This window comes from Pseudarthrobacter sp. NPDC080039, from assembly GCF_040702335.1.
Lineage (GTDB): Bacteria > Actinomycetota > Actinomycetes > Actinomycetales > Micrococcaceae > Arthrobacter > Arthrobacter enclensis_A.
This window is the reverse complement of the sequence record NZ_JBFBKY010000002.1, coordinates 208862-220319: the sequence shown is the minus strand read 5'-3', so window position 1 is coordinate 220319 and position 11458 is coordinate 208862. Positions and strand designations below refer to the sequence as shown.

8 protein-coding genes and 1 pseudogene are annotated in these 11458 nt (G+C 65.1%); 1 reads left to right on the top strand and 8 read right to left on the bottom strand.

The window, feature by feature from the left end; translation table 11 throughout:
• The 7 genes and pseudogenes from AB0313_RS02935 to AB0313_RS02905 all read right to left on the bottom strand — a co-directional run.
• Positions 1 to 782: pseudogene (locus AB0313_RS02935) on the bottom strand (hypothetical protein); the annotation flags it as partial.
• An 88-nt stretch (positions 783 to 870) separates the two neighbouring features.
• Positions 871 to 1836: a hypothetical protein gene (locus AB0313_RS02930; protein WP_366303450.1), complete on the bottom strand. Its 966-nt coding sequence runs from the start codon at positions 1834 to 1836 to the stop codon at positions 871 to 873.
• 198 nt (positions 1837 to 2034) lie between these two features.
• Positions 2035 to 3105 carry a Gfo/Idh/MocA family oxidoreductase gene (locus AB0313_RS02925; RefSeq protein ID WP_366303448.1) on the bottom strand — a complete coding sequence of 357 codons (1071 nt, stop codon included), beginning with the start codon at positions 3103 to 3105 and terminating at the stop codon, positions 2035 to 2037.
• 160 nt (positions 3106 to 3265) lie between these two features.
• The gene (locus AB0313_RS02920) at positions 3266 to 4363 is read right to left on the bottom strand and encodes a sugar-binding protein (RefSeq protein WP_141940525.1); all 1098 of its coding nucleotides are present in this window, start codon (positions 4361 to 4363) and stop codon (positions 3266 to 3268) included.
• A gap of 51 nt (positions 4364 to 4414) precedes the next feature.
• Positions 4415 to 5701: a multiple monosaccharide ABC transporter permease gene (gene mmsB, locus AB0313_RS02915; protein WP_141940526.1), complete on the bottom strand. Its 1287-nt coding sequence runs from the start codon at positions 5699 to 5701 to the stop codon at positions 4415 to 4417.
• 44 nt (positions 5702 to 5745) lie between these two features.
• Positions 5746 to 7305, bottom strand: a complete 1560-nt coding sequence (gene mmsA / locus AB0313_RS02910; RefSeq protein ID WP_141940527.1) for a multiple monosaccharide ABC transporter ATP-binding protein — start codon at positions 7303 to 7305, stop codon at positions 5746 to 5748.
• A 131-nt stretch (positions 7306 to 7436) separates the two neighbouring features.
• Positions 7437 to 8627, bottom strand: coding sequence for an ROK family transcriptional regulator (locus AB0313_RS02905; protein WP_141940528.1), 1191 nt, complete (start codon positions 8625 to 8627; stop codon positions 7437 to 7439).
• A gap of 235 nt (positions 8628 to 8862) precedes the next feature.
• Here AB0313_RS02905 and AB0313_RS02900 point away from each other — a divergent pair, with 235 nt between their 5' ends.
• Positions 8863 to 9723, top strand: a complete 861-nt coding sequence (locus AB0313_RS02900; RefSeq protein ID WP_366303445.1) for a nitrilase-related carbon-nitrogen hydrolase — start codon at positions 8863 to 8865, stop codon at positions 9721 to 9723.
• A 9-nt stretch (positions 9724 to 9732) separates the two neighbouring features.
• On the opposite strand, the gene AB0313_RS02895 is transcribed toward AB0313_RS02900, so the two are convergent.
• The gene (locus AB0313_RS02895) at positions 9733 to 11331 is read right to left on the bottom strand and encodes a PucR family transcriptional regulator (protein WP_366303443.1); all 1599 of its coding nucleotides are present in this window, start codon (positions 11329 to 11331) and stop codon (positions 9733 to 9735) included.
• Positions 11332 to 11458 lie beyond the last annotated feature (127 nt).

Sequence of the window (11458 nt, the reverse complement as noted above, 5' to 3'; positions counted from 1 at the left end):
GTTGCGGGGTCGGTGGTGACCCCGCCGGTCCCGAGGTTTACGGTGGCGGCGAGGTCTGCCGTGGTTGCGTCCGTGGTTCCGGTCCCGGTGGTGGTGCCCCCGAGGCCGAGGTTGACGTCGGCTGTGGCGGCCGGGTCGGTGGTTGCGGGGTCGGTGGTGACCCCGCCGGTCCCGAGGTTTACGGTGGCGGCGAGGTCTGCCGTGGTTGCGTCCGTGGTTCCGGTCCCGGTGGTGGTGGTGCTGCCGAGGCCGAGGCCGAGGTTGACGTCGGCTGTGGCGGCCGGGTCGGTGGTTGCGGGGTCGGTGGTGACCCCGCCGGTCCCGAGGTTTACGGCTGCGGCGAGGTCCGCCGTCGTTCCGTCCGTGGTTCCGGTCCCGGTGGTGGTGCCGCCGAGGCCGAGGTTGACGTCGGCTGCGGCGGCCGGGTCGGTGGTGCCGGTGGTGGTGGGGTTGGTGGTGACCCCGCCGGTCCCGAGGTTTACGGCTGCGGCGAGGTCCGCCGTCGTTCCGTCCGTGGTACCGGTCCCGGTGGTGGTGGTGGTGGTGCCGAGGCCGAGGTTGACGTCGGCTGCGGCAGCGACACCAGTTGAACCGGCCGTCGTTGGGCCGCCCAGCAGGCCCAACGACGTCGACTCGGCGGGTGCCGCTGCCGAGATGAGGGCGGAAGCGGAAAGGTCCGTCCCGCTGGTGGTGTCTGCGGCGTTTGCCGCGGCACAGCCGAAGGCCAGAAGGCCGCCGGCAAAGAGGGTGCTAAGCAGCCCCCTGCGAAGGGTGCAGTTCATGATGGTTCTCCTGAGAAATTGATGTTGTCCGGGCGCAGGTCAGCTGCCCGTATAGCCACGTGCTGCCGGAAGGGGCAGGTGGCCTCAACTAGTCAGGAGAAGAACCGGGGTCGAATGACACCGGTGCAGGGAGGTGCTGGGAAGAGTCGCCGACGGGTATGACGCCGGGGCGATCAAGACCAAGGTCGAAAGGGCTCAGCCATGCTGCGGCACCGGACGGACTGCCCGACGACCCGCTGCTGCCCGTGCCGGATCCGGGGGCCGCGGGGGCCTGTCCGGGGAGGGGAACCGGACCCCCGGTCAATGGCGGCTCCACGGGAGCAGAGGCCGCGGCTATGTTAAAGTGCAGGACGTCCCCCGAGGCGACCGGATCGCTCCGCTCGTGGCCTGCGTTGCTGCCGGCAGGCGCCGCGGCAGTCAAGACTGCCGCAGCCTCGTCCGGCTCCGCGGCCGTCATGGCAATGTCCGCGGCGGCTTCCGGGGCTGACGGGCCGGCATCTGCCGAATCCAGGTTTGCTGCAACGGGAAGTTGCGTGGGCACAACCTCAATTGGCGCATCAGGAACCGCAACGGGCAGCGGAGCGGAACCGGTCAGAAGATCAGAAACCGGCTGCAGCACCGGGTCGAGTACGGGAACGGCTTCGACGGCAGGGGCAACAACACCCTGCGCAACACCTGCCGAGACGTCGTCGACGGCGCCTGCAAGGGGAGCGGATACCGAGGAAACAGATCCCGCAGGAACCACTAGGTTGAGCGCTGGAACTGACGCGATGAGGTTGTCTGCCAGGCCCGAGACGGGCGCTGCAACAGGTTGCAGCACCCCCGGGCCTGCAGCGGTTCCGGCCGGGAAGCCGGCAGGAGCCGGTGACACCGCACCTGAAAGATCCTGGGTCAAGGACGAAACCGAATTGGTGACACCGCCGGGAAGGGGCGGGGAGTCCTGGCCGGTATCGGCAGAGGCAGCGGCGGATGACAGGGTCAGCCAGGTAATCGCCGCAGCCCCCGCCAGGAGCGCCGGGCGCAGGGCACGCCATGGCGAACTCTTACGAGCCATGCGTACCACCCCCCAGTGACCGGCGCAATCGATGCTGCCTAAATCGTAAGACTGCTTATTACCGGAAGTCCAGATGTTGCTTAAGGGATTTTACAAAGCGTGCCGACAGGTATGAAAAGCGTCAACGGCAACGGCACCTCGAAATGCGGTGACCCACCCCAAAAGTGGCAAAACCGCCGTCGTGGTTTTCCGCCGCGCCTAACGCCTGTCGTTGGGGTAGGTCACCCCGAGCTGGGCCCGGACACCGTCAAAAAGGCGCATGGTGTTCAAAGTGTCCTCCAGCGGCATGACTGGGCTTTCGGTCAGCCCCTGCTGGACGCACCGCATCACCTCGCGCAGTTCGTAGGCATACCCCTTGCCGACGACGTCGAAGGTTTCCGTCCGGCGGTCCTCCCACCCTTTGGCGATCAGGAGTTCGCGGGGGTTGTTGATGGAACCTATGCTCTGCAGGAAGCCGCGGCTCCCAGCCACTGTTGCGGTCCGCGGTCCGTGTGCCAGCAGAGAGGAGGTGAGCTGGACCTGGGCAGCGTGGTCGTAGCCCAGGGTCATGGCGTTTTGTGCGTCCACGCCATCGTCGTTGACAACGCCTGTTGCGCTGACTGTTTGTGGAAAGCCGAGGGTGCCGAGCGCCCACAGGAGCGGGTAGACGGAGAGATCCAGCAGGGCGCCCCCGCCGTCGCTCCGGGCCCAGAGCCGGGCGGTGGGGGAGTAGGGCGCCGGGAACCCCAGGTCTGCGGTGACCCAGTGGATGTCTCCCAGTTCGCCGGAAGCGGCGATCTCGAAAGCGCGCTGCATTGAGGGCAGGAACCTACTCCACACCGCCTCCATCAGGAAGAGCTTTCGGCTCCGGGCCAGGTCGATGAGCTCTGACGCTTCCCGCGCGTTGATGGTGAAAGCCTTCTCGCAGAGCACGTGCTTGCCGGCGTTGAGGGCGGCGAGGACCATCTCGTGGTGCTGGGCGTGCGGCGTGGCCACGTAGACGACGTCCACGGCATCGTCGGCGAGCAGCCGCTGGTACCCGGGGACACCGCCGTCGTCACCGTATGCCTTGGCAAAATCGTAGGCGACCGCGAACGCGTCCGCCGTGTCCTGGGTCCTGGAACTGACCGCGTACAGCTCGGCGTCTTCAAGCAGCGCCAGGTCCTGCGAGACGGCGCGGGCGATGCTGCCGGTAGCGATGATTCCCCAGCGCAGCGGGGCTCCGGTGGCGGACCGGGGGTCCTGGCTGGGCTGGCTGGACAGCCATGGCGTGGCGATGGGGGCAGTCATAGCTGCAATCCTGTCACAGGGCCGCAGCGCGGCCCTCGAATCCCCGGGTGCTGCGCGGCTGGACAACGGGCTGCTGTGCCCAGATACGGAAAGCCCGGCCCCTCCGTGAAGGGGCCGGGCTTTCCTGTTGCCGGTTGTATCCGGCGGGTATTACAAGGTGTTACTTGGTGATCGGGCCGAGGATGGGATCGTCGACGTAGGCCGTCTTCACGTTGTCCTTGGTCACGATGACCGGGGGCAGGAGGTAGGCCGGAACGGTCTTCACCTTGTTGTTGTATGACTTGTCGTCGTTGATCTCAGGCGTCTTGCCGGCCTGGAGATCCTTGACCATGGTGATTGCGTGCTCCACGAGCTTGCGGGTGTCCTTGTTGATGGTGGAGTACTGCTCACCGGCAAGGATGGACTTGACCGATTCAACCTCGGAGTCCTGTCCGGTAACGATCGGCAAGGGCTTGCCGGCTGCCTTGACCGAGGTCAGGATGGCACGGGCCAAGGTGTCGTTCGGGGACAGCACGCCGTCCAGTGAGGCACTGGTGTAGCTGCCGGCCAGCAGGGTATCCATACGCTTCTGGGCGTTCTCGGCCTTCCAGCCCTGGGTGACGGCCTGTTCGAACGACTTCTGGCCGGAAACCACGTTGAGGGTCTTGTCGTCGATCTTCGGCTGCAGGACACTCATGGCGCCGTCGAAGAACACCTTGGCGTTGGCATCATCGGGGGAGCCGGCGAAGAGCTCGATGTTGTAGGGGCCGTTCGGCTTCTTGGACTTCAGGCCGTCCAGGAGCGCCTGGCCCTGCAGCACACCAACTTTGTAGTTGTCGTACGCCACGTAGTAGTCCACATCCGGAGTGTTGAGCAACAGCCGGTCGTAGGCGATGACCGTGGCCCCGGAGTCCTTGGCCTGCTTCAACTGCGTGCCCAACTGGGCGCCGTCGATGGCACCCACGATGATGACCTTCGCACCCTTGGTGATCATGGCGCTGATCTGGTTCTGCTGCTCCGAAACGCCGCCGTTGGCGAACTGAACGTCGGCCTTGAAACCGGCTCCGTTGAGCCCATCGTTGAACAGCTTCTCCGCGAGGACCCAGTTCTCGCTGGTCTTCTGGGGAAGCGCGACGCCGATGTCGGAGTTCTGGGGAAAGCCGCTGGCGCCGCTGCTGGATCCGCTGCCGGAATTGTCAGCGCGGCCGCAACCCGTCAGGGCCAGGGCCGCAATCGCAGCAACTGCCGCAGCCTTTCCTGTTTTACCAAACATTCGCATTGTTAGGGTTCTCTTTTCTTTGTGTTGGATAACTCGATCAGGATGCGGGGCTCAGGCTTCCCTGGCGATCGCTTCCTTGGTGGAGGTGGTCTCGTCGGGTTGGAGCGGGTTGCTCGGGCCACCGCCGGAGGAGCGGTTGAAGTTCCTGGTCAGCATGCCAATGATCGACGTCTTGCCCTGCGACTTGTTGTAGACATCGAAGGCGACAGCGATCAGGAGCACCAGGCCCTTGATGATCTGGGTCAGGTCGGCGCCGACGCCGAGGAGCTGGAGTCCGTTGTTCAGGACCGCCATGACCAGGCCACCGATGATGGATCCGATCACGGTGCCCACGCCGCCGGTCACGGCTGCGCCGCCAATGAAGACTGCAGCAATGGCGTCGAGTTCCCAGCCGACGCCGTCGAACGGGCCGGAAGCGGTGGAGCGGCCCACGAAGATCATGCCGGCGAGGCCAGCCAGGATGGACATGTTCATCATCACCAGGAAGTTGACCTTCTTGGACTGGACACCGGAGAGCTCGGCCGCATGGCGGTTGCCACCCACAGCGTAGATATGGCGCCCCACCACGGTCTTGGATGAAATGAATCCGTAGATCAGGACCAGGACCGCGAGGATCAGGCCGGGGATGGGGAAGGACGTTCCGGGACGGCCGGTGGCGAAGAGGTCTGTGGCGTACAGGATGGCGGCGCAGATCAGGACCAGCTTCAGGACGACCACCCAGGTTTCGGGAACCTCGGCGCCCAGGGCCTTGGCTGTCCGGCGCCGGCGGACTTCGCTGAAGATGACGTAGGCCACGGCTGCGAGGCCGATCAGCACCGTGAGGTTGTTGTAGGACGTATTGGGACCGATCTCAGGCAGGTAACCGGAGCCCAGGTACTGGAAATCCTGTGGCACGGGAATGGTGTTGGACTTGCCCACGAACTGGTTGAAGCCGCGGAACAGGAGCATTCCGGCCAGGGTCACGATGAAGGCTGGAATGCCCACATAGGCGGTCCACCACCCCTGCCAGGCGCCAATGAGCGCGCCGAGGAGGAGGCCCAGGAGGACGCCGAGGTACCAGGGGATGCCCCAGTCACGGATGGCTATCGCAACGGTGACGCCGACGAAGGCCGCCACTGAACCGACGGAAAGGTCGATATGGCCTGCGATGATCACCAGCACCATGCCAATGGCCAGGATGAGGATGTAGGAGTTGCCGTTGAAGAGGTTGATCACGTTGCCGGGGGTCAGCGTCCGGCCTTCAGTGGCTATCTGGAAGAAGATAATCAACGCCACCAGGGCAAAGATCATGCCGAATTGGCGGGTATTGCCACCAAAGAGCTTCTTGAGCGCGTTCATTGTTTCAGTCCTTGTGTCCGGAAGGTCTGGAGTGGTCCAGAGGGTCAGGCGGCGGCTTTACGTGCGGAGGTCATCAGCTTCATCAGGCTTTCCTGGCTGGCCTCGTCTTTGTTCAGGACACCGGTGATGGCGCCTTCGAAGATGGTGTAGATACGGTCGGAGAGGCCCAGGAGTTCGGGGAGCTCCGAGGAGATGACGATGACTCCCTTGCCCTGGTTCGCGAGCTGCTGGATGATGCCGTAGATCTCATACTTGGCGCCCACGTCGATACCACGGGTGGGTTCATCGAGGATCAGCAGGTCGGGGTCGGTGAACATCCACTTGGCCAGCACCACTTTCTGCTGGTTCCCGCCGGAAAGCTTGGCCACCCCTTCCTCAACGGAGGGCGTCTTGGTCCGGAGGGACTTGCGGTACTGTTCCGCAACGGTGAATTCCTGGTTCTCGTCCACCACGAGGTGGCGGGTAATCTTCCGCAGGTTCGCGGACACCGTGGTGGTCTTGATGTCGTCAAGGAGGTTCAGGCCCAGCGACTTGCGGTCCTCCGTGACGTAGCCCAGCCCGGCATCAATGGCCTGGCGGACGTTCTTGAGGACCACTTCGTGGCCGTCCTTGTAGATGTGACCGCTGATGAACCGGCCGTAGGACCGGCCGAAGACGGACCTGGCCAGCTCGGTGCGGCCCGCGCCCATCAGGCCCGCGAATCCAACGATCTCGCCGCGGCGGACGAAGAAGCTCGAACCCTTGCAGACCAGACGGTCCTGGATCGCCGGGTGGCCCACGGTCCAGTCCTTGACCTCGAAAAACACTTCCCCAATCTTGGGCGTGTGTTCCGGGAACCGGGACTCAAGGGTGCGTCCCACCATGCCCTTGATGATCCGGTCCTCGTCAACACCGTCTGCCTTGACGTCGAGGGTCTCGATCGACTGGCCGTCACGGATGATGGTGATCGAGTCGGCGATCTGCTCGATCTCGTTGAGCTTGTGGGAAATGATGATCGAGGTGATGCCTTTGGCCTTCAGGCCCAGCATCAGGTCCAGCAGGTGCTGGGAGTCCGACTCGTTCAGCGCTGCCGTGGGCTCGTCCAAAATAAGGATCTTCACGGACTTGTTCAGCGCCTTGGCGATTTCCACCAGCTGCTGCTTCCCGACGCCGATTTCCTTGATGGGGGTGTCGGGGTCATCACGCAGGCCCACGCGCGCCAGCAGGTCCAGGGACCGCAGGCGGGCTTCAGCCCAGTCGATCACGCCGTGCTTGGTGGGTTCGTTGCCCAGGAAGATGTTTTCCATGATGGACAGTTCGGGGATCAGCGCGAGTTCCTGGTGGATGATCACGATGCCGGCGTGTTCGCTGGCCCTGATGTCCCGGAAGTGCTGGATCTGCCCCTGGTAGACGATGTCGCCGTCGTAGCTTCCGTATGGGTAGACGCCGGACAGGACCTTCATGAGGGTGGACTTGCCGGCGCCGTTTTCGCCGCAGATGGCGTGGATTTCGCCGGCCTTAACCCGCAGGCTCACGTTCGATAGGGCTTTAACCCCGGGGAACTCTTTGGTGATGGACCGCATCTCGAGAATGATCGGCTCCGTATGCGTGGTCTGGGACGTCATGAGCCCTAACCCTCCAATGCGATGACTTCTTTGTCCGGCCGGCAAAGCGCAGGGCCGTCTGAACCAAAAGTAAACTGGATCACAGCTATTGTCGTCAAGTCTTTAACGCAATTGCTGGATAACGAAATGGTCTAGGGCTTTCGGATGCCGGCGTGCTGGAAGACCAAAGCCGCGGCGCCGAGGGCCTCCGCCCGGTCTCCCAGCGAGGACATGGTAAGGATGGTGGTTTCCCCAATCACGGGCACGGCATGGCGGATCAGGCCCCTCCGGATGGGGTCGAGCAAGATGTCGCCAAGGCCGGCCAGGGGCCCGCCCACGACTATGACCTCGGGGTTGATCAGGTTGGCTACGTTGCCCAGTGCGCGACCTACCGCCAGCCCCGCATCGTCCACTACGCGCAATGTGGCGGAGTCGCGGTTGAGGGCCTTGCGGACAATGTCCGCGGGCGTCAGCGGAGGGTCCTCGCCGCGGCTCAGGAGTTCGATCATGGTGGTGGTGGACGCGATGGTCTCCAGGCAGCCGCGATTGCCGCAGCGGCACACCAGTCCCTGTTCGTGGATGGTGGCATGACCGATTTCGCCGGTGATTCCAACGTTGCCGTAATAGGGGGCGCCATTGAGGATCAAGCCGGCACCGATGCCCGATCCGATCTTCATGAACATCAGGTTGCTGACCCCCGAGTGCTGCCCCCATGTCACCTCCGACCAGGCGCCCAAATTGGCGTCGTTGTCAACAAAGACGGGGATTCTCAAGGTTTCCTCAAGATGCTGGAGGATGTTGATGCCTACCCATTCGGGAAGGATGGCCCCCTGGGCCACCGTCCCGGTCCGCCGGTCGATGGGACCTGGAATTCCGACGCCGGCGCCCACCACGGAGGAGCGATCCACGCCGCTTTCGCGCAGCAGTTTCTCCAGCAGGCCCACGGCCGCCTGGATGCCGTTATCAGCCTGGTGGCCCAGGGGGAGCATGACCGATTCCTCGGCAATGACGTGGTAGCTGAGCGATGCCAGGACTACCCGCAGGTGGCGCCGGCCGAAGTCGATCCCGACCGCCACCGCGCCATTGCTGTTCAGCCGGACATTCAAGGCGCGGCGGCCGGAACTGGTAATGGGTTCGGTGGACGCCAGCCCGGAATCCAGCATGATTTTCACGATGTTCGAGACCGTTGCCGTGGACAGTCCGGTTTGCCGGGCGAGTTCCGCCTGTGTTGACGGGCCGCCCATGAGCGTCTCGATAATCCGCTGCTGGTTCAGCTGCCGCAGGGCTGACTGCGACCCGGGATTCTTGGGCTTGCTCCTCGTTGAGCGCGGGGTTGCGGACATGCTAAGAACATTGCCCTATCGCGGCTCTTGTAGTCAAGAAGTTAACGCATTGCTGTTCCTCCGCCCGTAGAACATGAGACAGCCCGGTCCGTTCGACGGCCACGTGCATTCCGTCCCGGAGCGCCGGGACCCGGGTCCAAACGCCCCGCTGGTCTGCGCGTGGTGCTGGCTAGGCTGGAGGCGAGAAGATACCGCCCCTGCATTTCCCTGGAGCGGCATACAGAAGGTGGTAACGATGCTGCTGTCCGTCCTGCAGGCCAACGCCGTGGTTATGGATGTGGAGGCCAATCTTCGGACCCTGGAGGAGGCCGCCCAACGGGCCGCCCAGGCAGGCGCCGACCTCCTCCTGACGCCGGAGCTGTTTCCCGTGGGATACGCCCCGCTGAGGCTGCGGGAGGAACTGGATCCCGCAGCCCTCCCCGCCATCCGTGCCCGCCTGGCCGGGATTGCCCGCCGGAACGGGATAGCCCTCGTCTACAGCCTGCCTGCCCTGGCACACGCCAAAACGGAGGCGTCCACGGAGGGCGCTCCCTGGCACATCTCGGCCACACTCGTGGATGCCACAGGCGCCGAACTCCTGGGCTACGCCAAGGTCCACCTCTTCGGCCGCGAAGAACGGGAGGCCTTCGAGGCGGCCGCGGAGCCTCCCGCCGTCGTCACCATCAAGGGCATCCGCACCTCCCTGCTGATCTGCTACGACATCGAGTTCCCCGAAGCCGCCCGCGCTGCGGCTGCGCGGGGGGCCGAGCTGCTTTTGGTGCCAACTGCCCTGTCCGCCGGCTTCGACGCGGTGCCGCAAGTGCTGGTCCGTGCCCGGGCCCTGGAGAGCCAGCTGAACGTGGCCTATGCCAACCACTGCGGGAATGAGGACATGTACACGTTCGGTGGCGGCAGCGTGGTCGCGGGACCGGACGGCACGCTCCTCGCGGGCGCGGGGGAAGGCCCGGAACTGCTGTTCGCGCAGGTGGGCGCCGAGGCCGTGCGTGCAGCCCGGGAGGAAGTGCCGTACCTGCGGGAGCGCCGCCCGGGACTGTATGCCGCCTGGGAGGCCGGGCTTCCGCGCGATATCGGCCCGGCGGGAAGGGGACGCCCCTAGAAACGGCCCCTAATCGGCCGCAGTCACTTCCTCCACGTACTGCAGTGCAATCCACAGCTCCGCCCGCACCTGTGCCCGGTTCAGGTCCATGCCCAGCAGCTCGCCGAGCACACCGATCTGGCGCCGCACGCTGTTCCGGTGCAGACCCAGCGTTTTGGCGGAGCCATCCCAGCTGCCGTTCTCGCCGAGCCACCCGCGGAGGACAGCCAGCAGCGGGTCCCGCCGGTCCGGTTCCAGCGCCAGGACCGGTCCCAGCAGCCGACCGGCCAGGAGGCTCCCGGCCTCCCGGCCCAGCAGCCCGGTCACGGACCAGGACACTTCGTCCGCGCGGATGCTGCGGCCACTTCTCTGGACCTGGCTGCGCAGTGACGTGGCGCGCTGGTAGGCGGCCGGAAGGGCGGTGAGCTCGGTGGGTTCACTGACCACCAGGCGCCACCCGAGCTTCTCCACGTCGGCAAGCAACGCGTCGTCCACCTTCAGCCGGGTCACGGCGGCGAATCCGTAGTCCGTGATCTCCACCAGCTTTGAATCAAACATGCGCCGCCATTGGAGCAGCTCCCTCACTGGGCTGTCGCCGGCTGGCCAGCCGGGAGCTTCCACGTTGATGCCCTGTACCACCCGCATGGGCGCGGACCGCGTGGAGGACAGGCTTTGTGCCAGCAGGTCCTTGAGCCCGTTGAGCTGCCTGGTTCCGCCGGTACGAAGGCTTTCGGGGTGCAGCAGGATTGCGGTGGCAAGCTGGCTGGGCGCCAATGACCCGCTGGTGCGTTGCCGCAGCAGCAGTTCAAGCAGGCCGACGGCGGTCTGGACCACGTTGTTCTGTGCCGGGCTCAAGGGAACGTCGGAGCCCAGGATCAGGGCGCCAAGGTTTGCGTCCTTGGTGCTGCGCAGCGGGTGGCCAACAACAAGCGCAGAGCCCGGCTGGTCGAAGCCGTCCATTTCCACGCGCGGGCCACGCCCGGTCAGCAGCCGTTCCAGCATGGGTTCCAGGAGGGAAAGTTCGACGGCGGTGCTGCCGCCGGCGCTGGCACCGCGGGCCCGGATCCGGCCGTCCGCGCCCACCATCAACGCCCAGACCGGCACGCGCTGGACCAGCGCCGCCAGCAGTTCATGCTCTGGCCGGGGGGAAAGGACGGCCCGCATAAGCTGCCGGTTGGTCTCGGCCAGCTGGCGGAAAACCCTGGCGTTGTCGGTCTCCAGCAGTTGGGAGAATTCGAGGCCGATAGCGGCGAACGGAAGCGACTCCGGCACCTCGAACAGGGTGAGGTTGTGCCGGCGGCAGGCGTCCTGCACCACACCGGGGACGGCGTCGAAGTAGGGCCTGATGCCAAAGCCAAGCGCAGCAACCTTGGCCTCCACCAGGCGCCGTACGTAGGCGTCCACGCGGGTGGGAGAACCGCCGTCGCCAAGGAACGGGAGGCCGGCGGTGAGCAGGAACTCACCCTCCGGAAGGTAGGGGGTGGGGTCCTCCAGTTCACTGGGCTCCACCCAGCGCAGCAGCCGGCCGCCGCTGCCACCGTCGTGAAGCATCTTCAGGACCGGAGGAAGTTGGTCCAGGAACTGCTGGAGGGTGACAAAGCTCAGCCTCCCGGCGGCTTCAGAGGACATGGCGGTGTCCCCGGGGCCCCGCTGCAACCGTCAGCCAATTATGTGCATAAAGTCTCATGCTGGTTGACTATAAGTCATTTTGCACCAGCCTGAGAGTTGGCTCACATGCCAACCTTGGTGAGGGGAA